The organism is Rhizobium sp. MHM7A (assembly GCF_005862215.1).
Taxonomy (GTDB): Bacteria; Pseudomonadota; Alphaproteobacteria; order Rhizobiales; family Rhizobiaceae; genus Rhizobium; species Rhizobium bangladeshense.
In genome coordinates this window covers 182,497-203,580 of sequence record NZ_VCHT01000013.1, presented here as the reverse complement: position 1 = coordinate 203,580, position 21,084 = coordinate 182,497, and the positions used below count along the sequence as shown (strand labels likewise).

The following is a 21,084-nucleotide window of genomic DNA, read 5'->3' as shown; positions in this document are numbered from 1 at the left end:
GCCAGCATTTTCCGCGTGGCGTCGAATTCTTCGGCCGCATGGATCAGCGCCTTGGAGGGAATGCAGCCGACCGTCAGGGAGGTGCCGCCCGGCTTGCCGCCTTCGACGATGATGGTATCGATGCCAAGCTGGCCGGCAAGCCTCCGCCTGGAAGGTCTGCCGCCGTGATCCCTGAAAAACTGTGGCGATACCATCGTACAATGGATTTCTCGCCGGAAGGGCGCATCTTCGCAAGGCGGCTGGAGAAGCGAGCGCCTATAGCGCCGGACGTGCCGCAACGCGTGACTTGTGTTATGGTTACTTCGATTGGACGACGAGCCTGCTGTCTTCTTCGGGGAGGAAGCACATGTATCGGATGATCTCGACAATGACGAATGCAACGCTTCCCGATGGCGCGGTTATAGAGCGGCCAACGGTCGTGGTCATTGATGACGACATCTCAGTCAGGGAATCCCTGGAGCTCCTGATCATGTCGGCGGGATGGCGACCATTGCTCTTTGAATCCGCCCAGTCCTATCTCGCCACGCCACTTTCGTCGGCTCCCTGCTGCCTCGTTCTCGACATGAACATGCCAGGTCTGAACGGCCTCGATCTACAGACCATGATTAAGGTGGGCGGGAGTCGCATGCCCATCATTTTCGTGTCCGGCTTTGGCGATGTCCCGATGACCGTGAAGGCGCTCAAAGGCGGCGCACTCGATTTCCTGACAAAGCCCATCGACACACCTGCGCTCCTGGAGGCCATCCGAGCGGCCTTAGCGCAGAGCGAGGAAATGCTGCGCAACGACGAAGAGCTTCGGCAGTTGCAGCAGTCCTACGACGCGCTGACAAAGAGGGAGCGCGAAGTGATGGTACGAGTCGTCAAGGGTCTCTTGAACAAACAGGTCGCCTTCGAACTTGATATCAGCGAGATCACCGTGAAGGCGCATCGCGGTCAGGTGATGCGGAAAATGCGTGCCCGTACTCTTCCAGAGCTGGTCAACATGGCTGCCAAGCTTCGCCTCGAAGAAAGTGGAGAAGTGGACTGAAGCGGAAGGTGTCTTTCTGACGCGGCCGCACAATTTCCATCCGGATTCGGCGGCTCCCGATGATAAAGGACAATTATCCCGACGAATATCGCCGCACCGACGGCAAGAGCAAGGTTGGCAAGATTAAGAGGGAGATCAAATCCGCGCCGGTGCTGTCGGTCCGCGCCAGAGCGACCCTATGACCAGCGGTCTCACGATCTGCCCGAGGGCGAATACGGCGGTCAGTAGCCCGATCTTTCAGCCCGGCTCGCAGTAAGGCCGGCCGACCGGCGCTTGCTGAGCGTGAGCCCAAAGCCTCGTGCCAGAGAAACGGTAGATCCGGATCGAGAAGCAGACCTCAACCTGCTGGCAAGTCAGCTCTCAGGAGTCGTGGGAGATCGACCTGCACCAGGCGCTCGAGGCCGCTGACCGAAGCGCGATCTCCGGCTGCGGCCGTCAAGCGAAGCCGCTTGCTATCGGTTTCGATACCATTGGACAATGGACCGTTATGCGCAATTGATGCATCTTGTCTTGCGGACGCCACATGCAGCCGGCCGGAGATGAAGGGCCCGCGACGCGACAGGAGGCACCAGATCCCATATTTGATGCCGGTAGAAAAATGAAAGCGAAGCCGGCTTCGCGCAGGTGGTTGTCGATGAGATCGAAACAGGCACTCGTATCCGTCGTTGATGACGATGAATCGGTCAGAGAGTCCCTCCCCGATCTCATTCGGACCTTCGGCTTCGAAGTGCAGGCCTTCTCATCAGCCGCCGAGTTCCTGCAATCCGAGTGGGTCGAAAGCACTGGCTGCTTGATACTGGATGTCGCGATGCCCGGCATGTCCGGTCCGGAACTTCAGGACGAGCTGATCCGCCGGGGCGAGAACATACCTATTATCTTCATCACGGCTCACAAGGACGAGAACGAACGGCTGCCCTTGCTTCAGAACGGCGCGGTCGCGTGCCTTTTCAAGCCCTTCAGCGATGTCGCCCTGCAAGAGACGCTGTCACAGGTGTTTGCCTAGCACTCTGAGGTCCCTGCCATCTCACAGCTACGCGAACCCGATACTCGACACCATAGCATAATGTACGGCTGGTGGCTCGAAATCGTAGGGTCCGTAAATGGGTTTGACCGTTTGAAAGGACAGGCATGGAGGCGGAACTCGGTCGGGTTCTCGACACGCTCCCTGGAATGGTTTTCACCGCTCTTTCGAACGGCAGCATCCCGTTTGTGAACAAGAGCCTGGCGGATTTTTTTGGTCTTTCCGCTTGTCCGCCCGCCGGTTGGACCTGGCCGATCATGGCATCGGCGGACGAGGCGTCGGCAATCGTCGAACGATTTCGCACCATGTTGTCTTCAAGCAAACCTTTTGAGATCGAGATGCCGGTCCGCAGTGCCAACAGCGTCCATCGCCTGCTGCGCATCCAATGCAATCCGATGTTTTCAGATGGCCAGGTCGATAGATGGTACGGTGTTGCCGTTGAGGCCGATCCGCCTTCTCCGACCTTGCGAGAGAACGAGACTGATTTCCAACGCATTGTAGACAGCATCCCTGTCCCTGTCGCAGTTACCACGCCAACGGGCGACGTTGAGGCGCTCAATACTCCGGCGCTTGATTATTTTGGCATGAGCCTGGAGGAATTGAAGAATTGGAAAGCAATGGAGGTGGTTCATCCGGACGACCTGCAGGCGACGATCGCTGATCAACTTGAAGCGCACCGAACGGGAACATTTTACAACGTCGAGAGCCGTCATCTCCGTGCGGACGGTGTCTACCGCTGGCATAATGTGTTGGGACTGCCGTTCAGGGGTCAGGAAGGAAACATCCTGCGGTGGTTTCATCTGCTCGTCGACATCGACGACCGCAAGAGGACGGAGCTGGAACTGGCTGCGCGGGAGCGGGAAGCGCATATGGTTCTCGAGAGCATCCCGGCCGGCATCGGAGTGTTGGCGGCCGACGGAACAGTCGAAGCGATCAACGGTCCGCTGCTACGCTATTATGGACGAACACTGGACCAGCTTCGCAGTTGGGCAGGCACGGACGTCGTGCATGGTGACGACATGCCTCGAATGATTGCCGCCGTCGACGATGCCGTCGCCTCCGGGCAACCCTACGATCTCGAGGTGCGGTTGCGCCGGTCAGACGGAGCCAATCGCTGGTTTCAAGTCACTGGTCACCCACTGCGCGCCGAGGATGGAACTGTCGTTCGCTGGTACGCCTTGCACGTCGATATCGATGACCGCAAAAGAGCAGAGGAGGCGTTGGCCGAACGCGAGCGGGAATCGCGTTTCATCGTTGATGGCATAGCGGGGATGATCGCTATCTTTTCACCCGTCGGGAAACTGATCGGCGGCAATCAACAGATACTGGATTATTTCAATCGCCCACTCGAGGAGCTGGACAACTGGGCGACGAACGGAATCACGCATCCAGACGATCTGCAGCTCTGTATCGACAGTTTCATGGGGTCGATCGCGAGCGGTGAACCATACGACTACGAAACCCGCTTCCTCAGACATGACGGCGTGTGGCGCTGGTTTCAGCTGCGCGGGTTGCCGTTGCGCGATGCGGATGGCCAGATCGTCCGCTGGTACGGGCTATTGACGGATATCGATGATCGGAAACGGGCAGAGGAAGGGCTCCGGCGTAGCGAAGCGTTCCTAGCCGACGCCCAACGCCTCAGCAGGACCGGCAGCTTCTCCTTGAAGCTCGGGGGTGACGAGATCACCTGGTCAGCGGAAACCTACCGCATATTCGGCGTCGATCCCTCTACGAGGGTGACGCTTCGAACGGTATTGTCGCGGCTTGATCCCGGCAGTCTGACAACAGTGCAACACGTTCTTGATCGAGCCTGTGAGGGCAGCGGGGACTTCGACTACGACATCACGCTCATTATGCCCGATCAGTCGGTTAAAAACGTGCGCGTTCTTGCCCACAGCGAACGCAATAAGGATGGCGAGCAGGAACTGACGGGTGCAGTCCAGGACGTGACGGAAAGCAGGAAAGCCGACGAGGCACTCAGTCAAGCCCGTTCGGAGCTTGCCTATGTCACCCGCGTCACGAGCCTTGGCGTCCTGACGGCGTCGATCGCGCATGAAGTTAACCAACCTCTTGCTGGCATGGTCAACAATGCCAACACATGTCTGCGCGTGCTCACCGCAGATCCCCCCAATATGGAGGTTGCGAAGGAGACGGCATCCCGCATGATCCGCGACGCGAACCGAGCAGCCGATGTCATCGTTCGACTTCGTGCCCTGTTCAGCAGGAAGCCTCCGGCAATCGAAGCACTCGACATCAATGAGATCGCCAGCGAAGTGATCGCTCTCGCATCGAGTGATCTTCAACGCGGGCGTATCTTAGTCAAGCCGGAATTCGGCTCCAATCTGCCCCGCGTCGCCGGTGCCCGCGTTCAGCTGCAGCAGGTGATCATGAACCTGCTACGCAACTCGATCGAAGCGCTCACACCAGTCAAGGAAAGGCCGAGACAGATCGTAATTAAAACGGAAGGCAGTGACGGCAAGGAAGTTCGATTATCCCTGATCGATACGGGCGTCGGCTTCGGCTCGCAGGATGTCAGAAGGATCTTCGACCCTTTTTATACGACCAAGCAGGACGGCATGGGCATAGGTTTATCGGTAAGCCGTTCGATTGTCGAAAGCCACAACGGCCGCTTATGGGCGCGCGCGAACGCGGATCAGGGCGTGACTATGACCTTCACGGTGCCGGTGCACGAGCTTAGCCGCGATCGAGCGGGGCAATCCCCTGATGACGGCAATCAGCCACCCCCGCCATCGGGCCCTCCCACGACGTAACGTTAAAAAAATGGGTTCCAGTGATGATGATGAGTGTCTGCCCTAGGCGCTACCTGATCTTTTCTGATTTCAGTTGAGTCGAAGCCCTCTGTATGGGACGGGAAGTCCATCAATCGTGACATGTGTCAAGTCAACGAATGTTGCGGCAATACCATAGTATAGCTGGGCTTCTCTTCGTATTAAGATAAAGTTGCTGCACATCGAGCGTCGCGGCTTCAAACGCTTCCGAACCGGCTTCGGGCATGAACCATGTGCTGGGCAACTTCCATGACTTTCGACGAATTTCGCCTAGCCGGCCGAATTCAATCAAGTTGACGGGCAAGCTGACATGCGTAGGGGCGGTTCACATTGTAATCACTCTGCCCGCTGGGCAGTTGCATTTGGACTGTTCGGCGCTCCCCGTGCGGGCGCGTCCATCGCATTTGCTCTGGCGACCCTCGCGATCACCGGCGACCCTGCAGACGGCGCGCTTGTGCTCGCGGCAATGACGACGACACAACTTCTCGGGGCGGTCCCTGTTGCCCGGCTGGGGCGCCATGCCAACACCATTTCTTTCTTCAAGTCATTAATCCTCATTCGAACGGTAGCAATGTTGGGATGCGCAGCAGCGTGCGGCACGGGCGCACCCCTCCCGATCCTTGTCGGCGCAGCAGCCACCGCCGGCCTCGTCCAGGGAGCGGCTTTCGGTCACCTGCGCAATGCCGCGAATTATTTGGTCGAACCTTCAAAGATGATGAAGGCCCTTGGCTTTGGAGCGATGGCGACAGATGTCACTTTTGTCGTCACGCCGATACTTGCTGCAACCATCGGCTCAATATCCCCATCGTTTGCAGTTGTTGCGATCGCGGCGTTGGGTGCTGTACCCGCTTTCATCCTGCCCAGAATACCGCATCTCCCGGTGGCTCGAAGCTCCGAACACGCGGGCAAAATGACCAAACCTGGTGTACTGCTCTGGCTTGGATGCGCCTGTTCAGGTGCGGCGGCGATCAGCGCGATCGAAGTTGGGGCGGTATCAATTGCCCTCCATTTTGGTTTTCAGCCGGAACGCGGCGCGATGTTCATAGGGATTCTGTGCACGGCGTCGCTTCTAGGTTCGATTTTCATGAGTGTTCGCAACCAGAAGTTCTCAAATCAGCAAGTTGTCGCAATGCTCCTTCTGATGATTGCCGGCACCGCGCTGATTGCTTTCCAGCACTCGGCCGCGGCATCGTTGATCGGTTGCGTGCTAGCCGGAGTCGTTGCAGCACCCCTCGGCGCACACTTCTCGATTCAAATCAACACCTTGGTGTCGCCGAAGATGAGACCTGAGGTGTTCTCTCTCTTGAAAACATCGACTTCCATAGGAACGATCCTCGCTTCCATGGCAATCGGCTGGACATCCGTCCCATTTACCTTGTCATTCGCAGTCGGCTTCTTAATACTGGCTTTGTCAGCAGTTTTATTATGGCATTGGACCACTAATCGGACCATTCGCTTGAACTGGCTTTCCTTACCCAAGACTTGGCACCCATAAGCCCGCCAAAGTATGCTCGCAGGAATGCGATCCGAAAACTGGAGACAGATCGTCACTACGAGAGCGGTAGAACGGTGATAAGTCCATGCCTATCTCACTCGAAGAGGAACGGTTTCTGACTGGACCGAGCGCGGCAAGTATTCTGGAGCGTTTACCTGGCCTAGTCTGGACAACGGACGGAGCGGGTGCTGTTACCTACGCAAATCACCGTCTCGCAAAATACACCGGTCTGGAATGGACAGCGGGCGTTCCGGGCCAGTGGCTGACTGCCTTCCATCCTGATGATGCAAGTGTGATCGTCGAGAAGCTGGAGGATGCACAGTGCAATAGCTTGCATGTTGCGATTGAGGGGCGATTGCGCCGCTGGGACGGTGAGTACCGGTGGTTTGCCTTGTCGGCTTCACCGCTGGACGACAGTCACGAAGGCGCATATTGCTGGCTTGCGGTCGGATCTGACGAGACGCCCGCGGACCACGAATTTCCTGTTCTGACTTGCCGGATGCAGAGATTCTTGGATGCGCTGCCAATTCAGGCGCTGCTTGTAAGCCCGACGGTCGAGTTGGAGTTCGCTAACCAGGAGGTTTGGCGGTGGCACGGGTTTTCACAAGAGCCTTCGCTGCGCCAACAACTCAGCAATTTCGATTCCGATGAGTTGAACCGCATCCTTGGCCCTCTAAAAGCCAACCTGCAAGAGGGAGCATTGGATGCCGCATCGCATCGAGCCGTCCGGGCTGATGGCGCGGTGCGGTGGCTTGAGACACGAATGGTGCCGATCCGCGATGCAGCGGGAAATGTGGCTCGCTACTGCGTGCTTCAAAGCGATGTGCAAGATTTCAGGCATGCCACCTACCTTCTCGCAAATGAGGTGGAGATTCTCGAAATGGTGGGTCGAGGCGTCCCAACGCCACATGTGCTGCAAAAGCTCTGCCATCTGGTTGAGGATCTGAGTGCAGATTGCTTCTGCTGTTTCTTGGAGTTGTCCCTCGACCGCAAGTTTTTCAGAGTTGGCGCAGCACCCGGCTTACCGAATGAGTTCAAGGAGATCTTCGATGGGAAGGCTATCGAGATGGGACTTGGGCCTTGTGCTTCGGCCGCAATCAGTCGGCGTACCGTCGAGGTCTTCGACTGCGCCAGCGATGAGCTTCGGGAGACTCCGATCGGAAAGCTCATGCTGGTCAACGGCCTCAAAGCTTGCACAGCCATTCCGATACTTTCCCCTTATGGCAACACGGCCGGGATCTTCGCTATCTTTCGTCATCGGCACAAGGTGTTTGCACCCCATGAAAGGCAGGTAATCGAACGAGCTGCGCACATCGCTGGGATCTCCATTGATCGGACCCGTCACGAAGAGGCCCTTGTGAAGCGTGAGACTCAGTTCGAACGAAGCCAAGCACAACTTGTTGCTGCTCAGCGCATTAGCTCGACCGGCAGCTTCACTTCCGACATTTCGCAGGACGAGAACATCTGGTCGGAAGAATTCTACCGTATTTTCGATCTCGATCCGAACACGGACCCCAGTATCGATGCAGTTCGGGGGCGCATCCACCCGGATGACCTCGAACTGTTCAACGTGGAAATGGAGCGAGGATTGGCGGGCGAGGGTGCTGATTTCGTGTTCCGGATTGTCACCTCCGACGGATCGGTCAGATTCATACGCGGATTGGCTCGCCTAACCCACTATATAGGCGACCGCCCGGTTTTCATGGGAACGGTTCAAGACATTACAGAAGCGAAGAGAGCTGAAGATGCTCTTCGACGCGGCGAGGAAGCTCTCTCGAAAGCCCGAGAAGAACTAGCCTATGTTTCCCGTGCTATGACGATCAGCGCACTTACGACGTCGATCGCCCATGAGGTCAGTCAGCCATTGTCGGGCATCCTTGCCAACGCGAACGCCTGTGTGCGCCTGCTCGCGATGGATCCTCCAAACATCACCGCCGCGGCCGAGACCGCCCGCAGAACGATACGCGATACCATGCGCGCGACAGAGGTAATCAAGCGTCTCCGCGCCATGTTCAACCGGCAGTCTCCAACCATGGAAGAAATCGATCTGAACGAGATCACTCGTGAGGTGATCGCACTATCTTCGCGAGACATGCAGCAAAAGTTGATTGCGCTCAATCTCAAGCTCGAGCCACATGTACTCAGGGTTATCGGTGACCGCATTCAGTTACAACAGGTCATCCTGAACATGGTCCTGAACGCGACAGAAGCCATGGCCGATATCGAGGGACGACCTCGCAGCATGTTTATACACACATACCTCGACCCCGGCGGCAGCGCGACCCTGTCGATAACCGATACCGGTGTCGGTATCTCCACTGAGAATGCGAACAAGCTGTTCGAGGCATTCTACACAACGAAGCAACACGGAATGGGGATCGGACTTTCAATCAGCCGCTCTATCATAGCGAACCATGGCGGTGTCATGTGGGCGAAATCGAATGATGGACCAGGCGCGACCGTAGCGTTTTCAATACCTCGACAAGACCGTTCCTAGATCCTGCCAATTTCGACTTCGGCGACTAAAACGCCAAAGCATTCCGGCTGCAGTTGATGGGATCCGAGCCGGCGCAGCCGCCTCTGGATCCGCTCCGTTCAAATATGCAGTGCGCTTCCCAAAGCTTTCAGCGCCGCTTCCATGAGCGCTTCGCTGCGGGTCGGATGAGCGTGGATGGTGCCGGCGATGTCCTCCAGGCGCGCACCCATCTCGATCGCCAGGGCAAAAGCCGCCGAGAGCTCGGAGACTCCGGCTCCCACCGCCTGCAGGCCGAGAACAAGATTGGTGTCGGCGCGGGCGACGACGCGCACGAAGCCTTCCTCAGAGACCATCGTCATCGCCCGCCCGTTGGCGCTGAACGGAAATTGGGCGGTGCGGATCTCATATCCTTGCGCGCGCGCCTCCGCCGGCGACAGGCCGACGCTGACGATCTCAGGATCGGTAAAGCAGATGGCGGGAATGCATCTTTTGTCCCAGGCCCGCTTCTTGCCCGCAATGATCTCCGCCACCATCTCCCCTTGCGCCATCGCCCGATGCGCCAACATCGGCTCGCCGGTGACATCGCCGATCGCATAGATGCCGCGCATCGAGGTGCGGCAACGATCGTCGATCCTCAGATACGGACCGGCGCGGTCGAGCTCGAGTTCCTCAAGACCGGAACCTGCCGTTCGGGGGCGGCGGCCGACAGTGACAAGGATGCAATCCGCCGGCAGTGTCTCACGCCGGCCGTTTGCCGTTTCAACGATCAATGCCTCGCCATCATCGGCAGGACCTATCGCCTTTGCACCCGTCAGCACCCGGATGCCGCCCTCGGTCAGCTTGCGCATGACGGGACGCACCAACTCTGCATCATAGAGCGGCAGCACCTGCGGCGTCGCCTCGATGACGGTTACCTCCGAGCCCATCTTCGCAAAGGCCATCCCGAGTTCGAGCCCGATATAACCGCCGCCGACCACGACGAGCCTTTTCGGCAGTTCCATCAGCGACAGCGCCTCGGTCGAGGAAATAACGCGGCCGCCGAAAGGCAGATTGGTCAACTCCACCGGATCGGAACCGGTGGCGATCACCACGGTCTCGGCGCGGATGACCTGCTGGCCGGTTTCGGTCTCTACCTCCACCGTCTTGCCGTCACGGAAGTGGGCGCGGCCATGGACGATCTTCACCCGCGCCTTCTGCAACAGACCCGAAACGCCGCCTGTGAGCCGGCCGACAATGCCGTCCTTCCAGGCGATCGTCCTTGCGAGATCGATCGAGGCGCCTTCGACGCGGATGCCCATCGGGTTCTTGCCAGCCAGCATTTTCCGCGTGGCGTCGAATTCTTCGGCCGCATGGATCAGCGCCTTGGAGGGAATGCAGCCGACCGTCAGGCAGGTGCCGCCCGGCTTGCCGGCTTCGACGATGACGGTATCGATGCCGAGCTGTCCGGCGCGGATGGCACAGACGTAGCCGCCCGGACCGGCGCCGATGACGAGGAGCTTGCAGACAATCTCTTTCATGGTCAGCCTTCGATGAAAATGAGCGCCGGCGTTTCGATGAGCGTGCGGATGCGCTGGACGAAGGTCGCCGCATCCCAGCCGTCGATGATGCGGTGGTCGAAGCTGGAGGAGAGGTTCATCATCTTGCGCGGCACGAACTGCGTTCCGTCCCAGACCGGCCGTGTGGCGATCTTGTTGACGCCGATGATCGCCACCTCGGGATGATTGATGACGGGCGTCGAAACGATGCCGCCGAGCGCGCCGAGCGAGCTAATGGTGATGGTGGAGCCGGAAAGCTCGTCGCGCGTCGCGGTGCCCGAACGCGCCGCATCCGCCAGCCGGGCCATCTCGGCGGCGCATTCCCAGATGCCGCGCGCTTCCGCATGCCGCACGACAGGCACGGTCAGGCCGGCCTGCGTCTGCGTGGCGATGCCGATATGGACGGCGCTATAGCGCGTGATGATGCCGGCATCGTCGTCGAAGGTGGCGTTGACCTCAGGCTGCTCGGCAATGGCTTTCACCAGCGCCCGCATCAGGAAGGGCAGTACCGTCAGCTTCGGATGGCCTTCCCGGCGGTCGCCGTTCATGGTGGCGCGCAGCTCCTCCAGCGCGGTCATATCAACCTCCTCCACATAGGTGATGTGGGGAATGCGCGAGGTGGAAAGCACCATCTTTTCCGCGATGCGCCGCCGCAGTCCGGTGAGCTTGATCTCCTCGGTCGCTGTCTTCTTGACGGATCCGCCCTTGACGAGGGCAGGAGCGGCCCCTTGCACCAGGAATTGCTCGACATCTTCGCGCAGGATGCGTCCGGCCGGCCCGCTCCCCTGCACCTGCCTGAGATCGACGCCGCTTTCCCTGGCAAAGAGCCGAACGGAAGGGGCAGCAAGCGGTTTTTCGACGGGCGGCGCGGCGGCAGCCGGGGCAGCGGAGACAGGCGCTGCCGGGACGGGCCTCGCGATTTCCGGTTTGACCACTTCGGCGGTCGGCGCCTGCGATATCCGCACCGGTTGGGCTTCGCCGGCACCTTCCGCCGTTTCGATCCGCACCAGCGGCGCCTTGACCGCGATGCGGTCTCCGATACTGCCCGCGAGCCAGATGACAGTGCCATCGACGGGAGAGGGAATTTCGACTGTGGCTTTGTCGGTCATGACCGCGGCGATCACCATGTCCTCGCGGACGGGATCTCCCGGCCTCACATGCAATTCCACCAGTTCGGCCTCGGCGACCCCTTCCCCGACATCGGGCATCTTGATGATGAATTCGCCCATGGCTCAGGCCTCCATGACTTCGGCAAGCGCCCGCCCGACCCGGCCTGGACCAGGGAAATAGTCCCATTCCTGCGCATGCGGATAAGGCGTGTCCCAGCCTGTGACGCGCACGACCGGCGCTTCGAGATGATAGAAGCAATGTTCCTGCACCAGGGATACGACTTCGGCGCCGAAGCCTGACGTCAAGGTCGCCTCATGGACGACGACGCAGCGCCCGGTCTTGGTCACCGATCTGACGATCGTATCGAGATCGAGCGGCAGCAGGCTTCTCAAATCGATCACCTCGGCATCGATGCCGGCATCCTCGGCCGCTGCCAGCGCCACATGCACCATCGTGCCATAGGCAATGACAGTCACCGCCGATCCCTTCCGCCGCACCTCGGCCTTGCCGATCGGGATCGTGTAATGGCCGTCGGGCACCTCGCCGAGATCGTGTTTTGACCAAGGCGTCACCGGCCGCTCGTGGTGGCCGTCAAAGGGGCCGTTATAGAGCCGCTTCGGCTCCAGGTACATGACAGGATCGGGGTCTTCGATCGCCGCGATCAACAGGCCTTTGGCGTCATAGGGATTGGAAGGCACGATCACCTTCAACCCGCAGACATGGGTGAAGAGCGCTTCCGGGCTCTGGCTGTGGGTCTGGCCGCCGAAGATGCCGCCGCCCGTTGGCATACGCACGACGATCGGGCAGGTGAAATCGCCGTTGGAACGGTAGCGGATGCGGGCCGCTTCCTGCGTCAACTGGTCATAGGCGGGATACATGTAATCGGCGAACTGGATCTCGACACAGGGCTTCAGTCCGTAGGCAGCCATGCCGATTGCCGTGCCGACGATGCCGGATTCGCTGATCGGCGTATCGAAGCAACGCGTCCTGCCATATTTTGCCTGCAGGCCCTGGGTGCAGCGGAAGACGCCGCCGAAATAGCCGACATCCTCGCCGAAGACCACGACATTGTCGTCCTTCGCCATCGACACATCCATGGCGCTGCGCACGGCCTCGATCATCGTCATCCTGGCCATGTCAGTACCCCGCCTTCTGTCGCTGGCGGCGAATATGCGCCGGCATCTCCGCATAAACGCCCTCGAAGATGTCGCGCACCGAAGGCCTGCCGCCGGCATGCAGCGTGCCATGCGCCTCGGCCTGGCGCTGCGCCTCGATCACCTCGTCCATGATCTCGGCTTCCGCCTGCACATGCCGCTCCTCCGACCATACGCCCGTGACGATCAGATGTTTCTTCAGCCGCAGCACGGGATCGCCGAGCGGCCAAGCTGCCGATTCCGTCTTCGGCCGATAGGCGCTCGGATCGTCGGAGGTCGAATGTGCGCCGACGCGGTAGGTGACATGTTCGATCAGCGTCGGCCCGAGATTGCGCCGGGCGCGTTCGGCCGCCCAGCGGGAGACGGCATGGACGGCGAGATAATCGTTCCCGTCGACCCTGAGCGCCGGAATGCCGAAGCCGAGGCCGCGGGCGGCAAAGGTGCCGGAGCCGCCGCGGGCAATTCCCTGGAAGGTGGAGATCGCCCACTGATTGTTGACGATGTTGAGGATCACCGGCGCCTTGTAGGTCGAGGCGAAGACGAGCGCCGAATGGAAGTCCGATTCCGCCGTCGAGCCGTCGCCGATCCAGGCCGCGGCAATGCGGCTGTCGTTCTTGATGGCCGAGGCCATCGCCCAGCCGACGGCCTGCACATATTGGGTGGCGAGATTGCCCGAAATGGTGAAGAAGCCATGCTCCTTGGAAGAATACATGATCGGCAGCTGCCGGCCGTGCAGCGGATCGCTCTCGTTCGAGTAGATCTGGTTCATCATCTCGACCATCGGATAGTCGTCGGCGATCAAGAGGCCCGCCTGGCGATAGGTGGGGAAATTCATGTCGCCCTTGTTGAGCGCCTTGCGGAAGGCGCAGCTGACGGCCTCTTCGCCGAGATGCTGCATGTAGAAGGAGGTCTTGCCCTGGCGCTGCGCCATCAGCATTCGGGCATCGAAGGCGCGCAGCTTCATCATGTTGCGAAGCCCGGTCAACAGTTCCTCATCGGTGAGCGACCCGGCCCAGGGACCGACCGCCTCGCCGTCACGATTCAAGACGCGGATGATCGAATAGGCGAGATCGCGGATGTCCTCGGACGCGACATCGACCTCCGGCCGCGGCACGGCACCGGCCTTGGCGATCTTGACGTTGGAAAAATCGGGCTGGCCGCCCGGGCGGACGGCGGGTTCGGGGACATGCAGGCTCAAATGAGCGGAATCCACCATGCTTTTCTTTCCTCCCTATGCCAGCCTTGCCCCCTCCCCGGAAGCACGGCCGGATGTGGTTCTATAGATTGCGGGCGATCACCATGCGCTGCACGTCGCTCGTTCCCTCGTAGATCTGGCAGATGCGCACATCGCGGTAGATGCGCTCGACAGGATAGTCGGCCATGTAGCCGTAACCGCCGTGGATCTGGATCGCATCCGAGCAGACGCGCTCCGCCATCTCCGAGGCAAAGAGCTTCGCCATCGAAGCTTCCGCCAGGCAGGGCAGCCCGGCTTCCCTGAGGGCGGCGGCATGAAAGACGAGCTGGCGCGCCGCCTCGATCCGCACCGCCATATCGGCAAGACGAAAGGCAACGGCCTGGTGCTCGAAAATCGGTCGGCCGAAAGCCGTGCGCTCCCTGGCGTAATCACGCGCCGCCTCGAAGGCCGCCCGCGCCATGCCGACCGCTTGCGCCGCAATGCCGATCCGCCCACCCTCGAGATTGGCGAGCGCGATGCGATAACCTTGACCTTCCGCGCCCAACCTCAAGTCCGCAGGAATGCGCATAGAGTTGAAGGCGATCTGGCAGGTATCGGTGGAATGCAGGCCGAGTTTTTCCTCGACGCGGATTACCTCGTAACCCGGCGTCTCCGTCGGTACGATGAAGGCGGTGATGCCTTTCTTGCCGGCGTCGGGATCGGTGACGGCAAAGACGATGATGACATCGCCGTTCTTGCCCGAGGTGATGAACTGCTTGGCGCCGTCGAGCACGTAGTCGTTGCCGTCACGCCCCGCCCGGGTCTTCAGGTTCGAGGCATCGGAACCGGCCTGTGGCTCGGTGAGCGCAAAGCCGCCGATCCATTCGCCGGTCGCAAGCTTCGGCAGGAAGCGCTGCCGCTGCTCCTCGGTGCCGAATTTCAGGATCGGCACGCAACCGACGGAACTGTGCACGCTCATGATCGTCGAACAGGGTCCGTCGCCCGCGGCAATCTCCTCAAGTGCCGCGGCATAGGCGAGGACACCCGTATCCGAGCCGCCATAGGCTTCCGGTACCAGCATCCCGAGCAGCCCGAGTTCGCCCATCTCCCTCAGTTCCTCTCGCGGAAAGAGGTGCTCCCGGTCGCGTTTGGCCGCCCCCGGCGCCAGCCTGTCGCGGGCAAAGTCGCGGGCGAGATCCGAAATCTGCTGCTGGAGTTCGGAAAGGATCATATGGCTTCTCCCTTCCCGCTAATGCCGTTCGATGGCGACGGCCGTCGCCTCGCCGCCGCCGATGCAAAGTGCCGCCATGCCACGCTTCAGGTCGTAGCGCTCCATTGCTGCAAGCAGCGTCACCAGAATCCGGGCTCCCGATGCGCCGATCGGATGGCCGAGCGCGCAGGCGCCGCCATGCACATTGACCTTTTCATGCGGCAGGTCGAGGTCGCGCATCGCCGCCATGGCGACGACGGCGAAAGCCTCGTTGATTTCGAAGAGGTCGACGTCCGAAAGCGCCAGGCCGGTCCGATCCGAGAGCTTCTGCAACGCGCCGATCGGCGCGGTAGCGAAAAGATTAGGCGCCTGCGAATGTGTGGCATGGCCGAGGATCGTAGCAACGGGTTCGAGTCCGCGATGCTCCGCCTCGGAGCGGCGCATCAGCACGAGCGCTGCCGCGCCGTCGGAGATCGAGCTGGAATTTGCCGCGGTCACGGTGCCGTCGTCTCGGAAGGCGGGCTTCAGGGTCGGGATCTTGTCGAGCTTCGCCCTGCCCGGCTGTTCGTCGCGGCTCGCCACCTGCTCGGCTTTCCCCGACCTGACCGTGACCGGCACGATCTCGCTTTCAAAACTGCCCTGCGCGATCGCCTTCTGCGCCCGCGTCAAAGAAGCGATAGCGTAACTATCCTGCGCCTCGCGCGTGAACTGATAGGCCTCGGCGCAATCCTCCGCGAAGCTGCCCATCAAGCGCCCCTTGTCATAAGCATCCTCCAGCCCGTCGAGGAACATGTGATCCACGACACGCCCATGGCCGAGCCTGTAGCCGCCACGGGCATTGTCAAGGAGATAGGGCGCGTTCGTCATGCTTTCCATGCCGCCTGCGACCGCGATCGAAGCGCTGCCGGCGGCGATCAGGTCGTGGGCAATCATGACCGCCTTCATGCCCGAACCGCACATCTTGTTAACGGTGCTCGCCCCTGTCGCGAAGGGCAGGCCGGCGCCGATCGCCGCCTGGCGCGCCGGCGCCTGGCCAAGGCCTGCCGGCAGGACGCAGCCGAAGACGACCTCCTCGATCGCCTCGGCCGCAACGCGGCTGCGCTCAAGTGCGGCGCGGATCGCCGTTGCTCCAAGCTCCGGCGCTGCAGCCTCCTTCAGCTCTCCCTGGAAGCTGCCGATCGGCGTGCGCGCCGCACCGACGATGACGATAGGGTCCTGCAATGCCATCTTTCCTCCTTGGGCCATTCGCTCAACGCGGGCCCATCCGCAATGCGCCGTCGAGGCGGATGACCTCGCCGTTCAGCATGTTGTTTTCAATGATATGGCGCACCAGCCCGGCAAATTCCGCTGGCCGGCCGAGCCGCGGCGGAAAGGGCACGCTCTGGCCGAGGGCTGCCTGAACCTCGGCCGGCATGCCCGCCATCATCGGCGTCTCGAAAATGCCGGGCGCAATCGACACGACGCGAATGCCGTGACGGGCGAGCTCGCGGGCGATCGGCAAGGTCATCGCCGCCACCCCACCCTTGGAGGCGGCATAGGCCGCCTGGCCGATCTGGCCGTCGAAGGCGGCAACCGAGGCCGTATTGACGATCACGCCGCGTTCGCCTTCGCCATCCGGCTCCGCAGTTTGGATCGCGGCGGCGGCAAGCCGGATCATGTTGAAGGTGCCGATCAGATTGATGCCGACGGTGCGCGCGAAACTCTCCAGGCGGTGCGGCCCCTCACGGCCGATCACCTTTTCGGCCGGCGCCACCCCAGCGCAATTGATCAGACCGCGCAGGCTGCCGAAAGCTTCGACAGCCCCCGCGACCACGGCTGCTCCCGCCTCGCAATCGCTCACATCGGCCTTGACGAAGCGGGCATCGCTGCCGAACTGCCGAGCGATACCCTCGCCCGCCTCAATATTGAGATCGGCGATCGTCACGCGCCCGCCGGCCTCGACGAGCATGCGTGCCGTCGCCGCACCCAAGCCGGAGCCGCCTCCCGTCACGATGAAACTTGCGCCGCGGATCAGCATGGATCTCTTCTCCTCGCCGCCGGCCCCTCCTCAAGATATTGCCGGCAGGCGGGATTCTATTCGCTCTACCTATTGCAAGCGATGACAGAACTGCTCCATTATTTCGGCCAGTTTTGCCATAGCGGGGTTGGGATGGCCGAGATCGAGCGACGCATGATCGCACCGGGCTTCGTCGAGGAGGCGCTCGACAGCCTGCGGAGGCTCGGCAAGCCGACGGCGCCAATCCTTGCGCGGGTCGGCCTGCCGGCGGTCGTCGATCAGCCGGTGTCTGCCGAGACCTATGGCGCGCTCTGGCTGACGATTGCCGCCGAGCTCGACGATGAATTCTTCGGCATGGGCGGCCGACCGATGCGCAGCGGCAGCTTCACGCTGCTCTGCCACTGCGTGCTTCATGCACCGACGCTGGGCCATGCAATACGCCGAGCGCTGCGCTTTCTTGATGTCGTGCTTGACGATCCCAGAGGACGGCTCGTCATCCGGGACGGTCTCGCCCAAATCGAGCTCACAGATGTGGGGGCCCCGCGATCGGCCTTCGCCTACCGTACCTACTGGATCATCCTGCACGGCATCACCTGCTGGCTGGTCGGCCGCCGCATCCCCATCCGGCTCGTCGACTTCCGCTGCGCCGAGCCGAAACAGGGCGCCGACTACCGGCTGTTCTTCGGCGCGCCGGTGCGCTTCTCGCAACCGATCAGCCGCCTCGGCTTCGATAGCGCTCTGCTTGACCTGCCGGTTGCACGCAGCGAACAGGCGCTGAAACAGTTCCTGCGCGGCGCGCCCGCCAATATTCTGGTGCGTTATCGCTACGATGCCGGCATCGCCGCCGCAGTGCGCAGGCGCCTGAGCCAGGCAACACCTGCGATGTGGCGGAGCTTCGCGGAACTCGCAACCGACATGCGCATGCCGCCCTCCACGCTCCGCCACCGGCTGCACGACGAGGGACAAAGCTATGCCGCCATCAAGGACGAGATCCGCCGGGATCTCGCCGTCGAGCTTTTGCTGAACACGACGAAGACCATCGGCGAGATTGCCGTGCTGCTCGGCTATTCCGAACCGAGTGCGTTCTTTCGCGCTTTTCGGAAATGGATGAGGAAGAGCCCCGAGGCTTTTCGGCGGAACGGAGATGGGGAAGACCGCGAGCCGTAGGCCAAAATCCGCGATCAACAGCAGCATCATAGACTTCACGCTGCTATTTGGCGCTGGTCGTTCAACACACTCCCTCATGCCTGGGCTTGTCACAGGCATGAGGGGTGGAGAGGACGTGCCTATTTGAACCTTCCGCAACCCGCGCTACATATTTCAGCGGGAGGAGTGCCATGTTTGATTTTTCGCTCGGCGAAACCGCGGACGCGATCCGTGAAACGACGGCGCGGTTTGCCGCCGCTCAGATTGCTCCGCTGGCTGCGGAGATCGACGAAAGCAACACCTTCCCACGTCAGCTCTGGCCTCGGATGGGCGCGCTCGGCCTGCATGGCATCACCGTCGAGGAAGAGTTCGGCGGCGCCGGTCTCGGCTATCTCGAGCATGTCGTCGCCATGGAGGAAGTCTCACGGGCTTCGGCCTCCGTCGGCCTGAGCTACGGCGCCCACTCCAATCTCTGCGTCAATCAGATCCGCCGCTGGGCCTCATCTGAGCAGAAACGCCGTCATCTGCCGAAGCTGATCTCCGGTGAACATGTCGGCTCGCTCGCCATGTCGGAAGTGGGCTCCGGTTCCGATGTCGTCTCGATGCGGCTGCGTGCCGAGAAAAAGGGCGACCGCTATATTCTGAACGGCACGAAGTTCTGGATTACCAATGCTCCGCATGCCGACGTGCTCGTCGTCTATGCCAAAACCGATCCGGCGGCCGGCCCGAAAGGCATTTCCGCCTTCATCATCGAAAAGGGCCTGACCGGCTTCAGCGTTTCCAAGAAGCTCTCAAAGCTCGGCATGCGCGGCAGCGATACCGCCGAACTGGTCTTTCAGGATTGCGAGGTGCCGGCCGAGGCGCTGATGGGCCGGGAGGGAGAAGGCGTGAAAATCCTGATGTCCGGCCTCGATTACGAACGCGCCGTGCTTGCCGGCGGCCCGCTCGGCATCATGCAGGCCTGCCTCGATGTCGTGCTGCCCTATGTGCGGGAGCGCAAGCAGTTCGGCAAGGCAATCGGCGATTTCCAGCTGATGCAGGGCAAGATCGCCGACATGTATGTGGCGCTGAATTCGGCGCGCGCCTATGTCTATTCCGTCGCCCGCGCCTGCGATGCCGGCCGCGCGACGCGCACCGATGCGGCCGCCGCGATCCTCTTTGCAAGCGAGAACGCGGTGAAGGTGTCGCTGGAGGCGATCCAGGCGCTTGGCGGCGCCGGCTATACCAAGGAATGGCCGGTCGAGCGCTTCCTGCGCGACGCCAAGCTCTACGATATCGGCGCAGGCACCAACGAGATTCGCCGCTATCTGATCGGGCGGGAGCTCATCGCATCATGACGGTGATTTCGACTGCGATCGATCGCGACAGCGAAAGCTTCAAAGCCAATACCGCCAAGAACAAAGCCCTCATCGACGAACTCTACGCGCGTTCGGCGAAAGCGCGCGAGGGCGGATCGCAGACGGCGCGCGAGCGCCATACCGGCAAGGGCAAGCTCCTGCCGCGCGACCGCATTCAGCTCCTGCTCGATGTCGGCAGCCCTTTCCTGGAGATCGGCACGCTGGCGGCCAACGGCATGTATGGTGACGAGGCGCCTGGCGCCGGCATCATATCAGGCGTCGGCCGTGTTTCCGGCCGTGAGGTGATGATCGTCGCCAATGACGCGACGGTGAAGGGCGGGGCCTATTTCCCGATGACGGTGAAGAAACATCTCAGGGCGCAGGAGATCGCCCTGCAGAACCGGCTGCCCTGCCTCTATCTGGTCGATAGCGGCGGCGCCAATCTTCCGCATCAGGCCGAGGTCTTCCCCGACCGCGACCATTTCGGCGCGATCTTCTACAATCAGGCGCAGATGTCGGCCGAAGGCATTCCGCAGATCGCCTGCGTGATGGGAAGCTGCACGGCCGGCGGCGCCTATGTGCCGGCCATGTCTGATGAAACCGTCATCGTGCGCAATCAGGGCACGATCTTCCTCGCAGGGCCCCCTCTGGTCAAAGCCGCAACCGGCGAGATCATCTCGGCCGAAGAGCTCGGCGGCGCCGAGACCCATGGCCGCCGCTCCGGCGTTGTCGATCATGTCGCCGAAAATGATGAGCATGCGCTGCTTCTCGTGCGCGATATCGTCGCCAGCCTCAACAGCGTCAAATCGGTCGATATCGACATCCAGCCTCCGCGGCCGCCGAAGCTCGATGCCGACGATCTCCTCGGCCTCATTCCCGATGACGTGCGTTCGCCCTATGACGTGCGCGAGGTGATCGGCCGGATCATCGACGGCTCGGAACTGCACGAGTTCAAACCACTCTACGGCACGACGCTCATCTGCGGCTTCGCCCGCATCTGGGGCATGCCGGTCGCCGTCATCGCCAATAACGGCGTGCTCTTTTCCGAAAGCGCGCTGAAGGGCGCGCATTTCATCGAGCTCGCCTGCCAGCGCCGGGTGCCGCTGCTGTTCCTGCAGAATATTTCCGGTTTCATGGTCGGCGGCCGCTATGAGGCCGGCGGCATCGCCAAGGACGGGGCAAAGCTGGTGACGGCGGTTGCGACAGCGACCGTGCCGAAGGTCACCGTCATCATCGGCGGCAGTTTCGGCGCGGGCAATTACGGCATGTGCGGCCGCGCCTATCGCCCGCGTTTCCTCTTCACCTGGCCGAACAGCCGCATCAGCGTCATGGGCGGTGAACAGGCCGCCTCCGTGCTCGCCACCATCCGCCGCGACGCGCTGGAGGCGCGCGGAGAGAATTGGTCTGTCGAAGAAGAGGAGGCTTTCAAGGCGCCGATCCGCGCCGGCTACGAGGCCGAGGGCAATCCCTATTATGCCACGGCCCGCCTCTGGGACGACGGCATCATCGATCCCAAACAGACGCGCGAAGTACTCGGCCTTGCATTTTCCGCCTGCCTGAATGCGCCGATCCCAAAAGGGCCGCGCTTTGGGCTGTTTCGGATGTGAGGCGGCT

The 21,084-nt window shown here is 61.4% G+C and carries 16 protein-coding genes and 1 pseudogene; 9 read left to right on the top strand and 8 right to left on the bottom strand.

Features of this window, described 5'->3' with window-relative positions; genetic code table 11:
* A pseudogene (locus FFR93_RS31540) lies at positions 1-194 on the bottom strand (hypothetical protein); the annotation flags it as partial.
* Between the two features lie 152 nt (positions 195-346).
* Here FFR93_RS31540 and FFR93_RS31535 point away from each other — a divergent pair.
* The 6 genes from FFR93_RS31535 (at position 347) to FFR93_RS31515 (ending at position 8,829) form a co-directional block, all read left to right on the top strand.
* Entirely contained in the window at positions 347-1,027 is a 681-nt protein-coding gene (locus FFR93_RS31535) for a response regulator (protein ID WP_138396084.1), read from the top strand.
* Between the two features lie 59 nt (positions 1,028-1,086).
* Entirely contained in the window at positions 1,087-1,209 is a 123-nt protein-coding gene (locus FFR93_RS42000; RefSeq protein WP_281407919.1) for a hypothetical protein, read from the top strand.
* A 452-nt stretch (positions 1,210-1,661) separates the two neighbouring features.
* On the top strand, positions 1,662-2,030 hold the full coding sequence (locus tag FFR93_RS31530; RefSeq protein WP_064695220.1) for a response regulator: 369 nt from the start codon (positions 1,662-1,664) through the stop codon (positions 2,028-2,030).
* Positions 2,031-2,155: 125 nt separating this feature from the next.
* Complete coding sequence (locus FFR93_RS31525; protein WP_138396083.1) at positions 2,156-4,819, top strand: PAS domain-containing sensor histidine kinase; 2,664 nt, start codon at positions 2,156-2,158, stop codon at positions 4,817-4,819.
* Between the two features lie 328 nt (positions 4,820-5,147).
* Positions 5,148-6,332, top strand: coding sequence for an MFS transporter (locus FFR93_RS31520; protein ID WP_138396082.1), 1,185 nt, complete (start codon positions 5,148-5,150; stop codon positions 6,330-6,332).
* An 85-nt stretch (positions 6,333-6,417) separates the two neighbouring features.
* A complete protein-coding gene (locus FFR93_RS31515; protein WP_138396081.1) occupies positions 6,418-8,829 on the top strand; it encodes a PAS domain-containing protein in 2,412 nt (803 codons plus the stop codon).
* Between the two features lie 98 nt (positions 8,830-8,927).
* On the opposite strand, the gene lpdA is transcribed toward FFR93_RS31515, so the two are convergent.
* From lpdA to FFR93_RS31480, 7 genes are all read right to left on the bottom strand, one after another.
* Positions 8,928-10,325 carry a dihydrolipoyl dehydrogenase gene (gene lpdA / locus FFR93_RS31510; RefSeq protein WP_138396080.1) on the bottom strand — a complete coding sequence of 466 codons (1,398 nt, stop codon included), beginning with the start codon at positions 10,323-10,325 and terminating at the stop codon, positions 8,928-8,930.
* A gap of 2 nt (positions 10,326-10,327) precedes the next feature.
* On the bottom strand, positions 10,328-11,572 hold the full coding sequence (locus FFR93_RS31505; protein WP_138396079.1) for a dihydrolipoamide acetyltransferase family protein: 1,245 nt from the start codon (positions 11,570-11,572) through the stop codon (positions 10,328-10,330).
* Between the two features lie 3 nt (positions 11,573-11,575).
* Positions 11,576-12,589, bottom strand: coding sequence for an alpha-ketoacid dehydrogenase subunit beta (locus tag FFR93_RS31500; RefSeq protein ID WP_138396078.1), 1,014 nt, complete (start codon positions 12,587-12,589; stop codon positions 11,576-11,578).
* A 1-nt stretch (position 12,590) separates the two neighbouring features.
* The gene (locus FFR93_RS31495) at positions 12,591-13,823 is read right to left on the bottom strand and encodes a 3-methyl-2-oxobutanoate dehydrogenase (2-methylpropanoyl-transferring) subunit alpha (protein ID WP_138396077.1); all 1,233 of its coding nucleotides are present in this window, start codon (positions 13,821-13,823) and stop codon (positions 12,591-12,593) included.
* A 61-nt stretch (positions 13,824-13,884) separates the two neighbouring features.
* The gene (locus tag FFR93_RS31490) at positions 13,885-15,012 is read right to left on the bottom strand and encodes an acyl-CoA dehydrogenase family protein (RefSeq protein WP_138396076.1); all 1,128 of its coding nucleotides are present in this window, start codon (positions 15,010-15,012) and stop codon (positions 13,885-13,887) included.
* Between the two features lie 18 nt (positions 15,013-15,030).
* On the bottom strand, positions 15,031-16,218 hold the full coding sequence (locus FFR93_RS31485; protein WP_138396075.1) for an acetyl-CoA C-acyltransferase: 1,188 nt from the start codon (positions 16,216-16,218) through the stop codon (positions 15,031-15,033).
* Between the two features lie 22 nt (positions 16,219-16,240).
* Positions 16,241-17,008, bottom strand: coding sequence for a 3-hydroxyacyl-CoA dehydrogenase (locus FFR93_RS31480; protein ID WP_138396074.1), 768 nt, complete (start codon positions 17,006-17,008; stop codon positions 16,241-16,243).
* A gap of 81 nt (positions 17,009-17,089) precedes the next feature.
* On the opposite strand from FFR93_RS31480, the gene FFR93_RS31475 reads away from it, so the two are divergent.
* From FFR93_RS31475 to FFR93_RS31465, 3 genes are all read left to right on the top strand, one after another.
* Positions 17,090-18,154 carry an AraC family transcriptional regulator gene (locus tag FFR93_RS31475; protein ID WP_138396073.1) on the top strand — a complete coding sequence of 355 codons (1,065 nt, stop codon included), beginning with the start codon at positions 17,090-17,092 and terminating at the stop codon, positions 18,152-18,154.
* 170 nt (positions 18,155-18,324) lie between these two features.
* Positions 18,325-19,470: an acyl-CoA dehydrogenase family protein gene (locus tag FFR93_RS31470; RefSeq protein WP_138396072.1), complete on the top strand. Its 1,146-nt coding sequence runs from the start codon at positions 18,325-18,327 to the stop codon at positions 19,468-19,470.
* Positions 19,467-21,077, top strand: a complete 1,611-nt coding sequence (locus FFR93_RS31465; RefSeq protein ID WP_138396071.1) for a carboxyl transferase domain-containing protein — start codon at positions 19,467-19,469, stop codon at positions 21,075-21,077. The genes FFR93_RS31470 and FFR93_RS31465 overlap by 4 nt, the downstream gene beginning before the upstream one ends.
* The last annotated feature ends 7 nt before the right edge of the window (positions 21,078-21,084 follow it).

Excerpts from the sequence above, each read along its gene's own strand:
- FFR93_RS42000 (WP_281407919.1), top strand. The coding sequence starts at position 1,087 with ATGATAAAGGACAATTATCCCGACGAATATCGCCGCACCGACGGCAAG.
- FFR93_RS31485 (WP_138396075.1), bottom strand. The coding sequence starts at position 16,218 with ATGGCATTGCAGGACCCTATCGTCATCGTCGGTGCGGCGCGCACGCCG.
- FFR93_RS31465 (WP_138396071.1), top strand. The coding sequence starts at position 19,467 with ATGACGGTGATTTCGACTGCGATCGATCGCGACAGCGAAAGCTTCAAA.
- FFR93_RS31520 (WP_138396082.1), top strand. The coding sequence starts at position 5,148 with ATGCGTAGGGGCGGTTCACATTGTAATCACTCTGCCCGCTGGGCAGTT.
- FFR93_RS31480 (WP_138396074.1), bottom strand. The coding sequence starts at position 17,008 with ATGCTGATCCGCGGCGCAAGTTTCATCGTGACGGGAGGCGGCTCCGGC.
- FFR93_RS31495 (WP_138396077.1), bottom strand. The coding sequence starts at position 13,823 with ATGGTGGATTCCGCTCATTTGAGCCTGCATGTCCCCGAACCCGCCGTC.
- lpdA (WP_138396080.1), bottom strand. The coding sequence starts at position 10,325 with ATGAAAGAGATTGTCTGCAAGCTCCTCGTCATCGGCGCCGGTCCGGGC.
- FFR93_RS31505 (WP_138396079.1), bottom strand. The coding sequence starts at position 11,572 with ATGGGCGAATTCATCATCAAGATGCCCGATGTCGGGGAAGGGGTCGCC.
- FFR93_RS31525 (WP_138396083.1), top strand. The coding sequence starts at position 2,156 with ATGGAGGCGGAACTCGGTCGGGTTCTCGACACGCTCCCTGGAATGGTT.
- FFR93_RS31530 (WP_064695220.1), top strand. The coding sequence starts at position 1,662 with ATGAGATCGAAACAGGCACTCGTATCCGTCGTTGATGACGATGAATCG.
- FFR93_RS31535 (WP_138396084.1), top strand. The coding sequence starts at position 347 with ATGTATCGGATGATCTCGACAATGACGAATGCAACGCTTCCCGATGGC.
- FFR93_RS31490 (WP_138396076.1), bottom strand. The coding sequence starts at position 15,012 with ATGATCCTTTCCGAACTCCAGCAGCAGATTTCGGATCTCGCCCGCGAC.
- FFR93_RS31475 (WP_138396073.1), top strand. The coding sequence starts at position 17,090 with ATGACAGAACTGCTCCATTATTTCGGCCAGTTTTGCCATAGCGGGGTT.
- FFR93_RS31470 (WP_138396072.1), top strand. The coding sequence starts at position 18,325 with ATGTTTGATTTTTCGCTCGGCGAAACCGCGGACGCGATCCGTGAAACG.
- FFR93_RS31500 (WP_138396078.1), bottom strand. The coding sequence starts at position 12,589 with ATGGCCAGGATGACGATGATCGAGGCCGTGCGCAGCGCCATGGATGTG.
- FFR93_RS31515 (WP_138396081.1), top strand. The coding sequence starts at position 6,418 with ATGCCTATCTCACTCGAAGAGGAACGGTTTCTGACTGGACCGAGCGCG.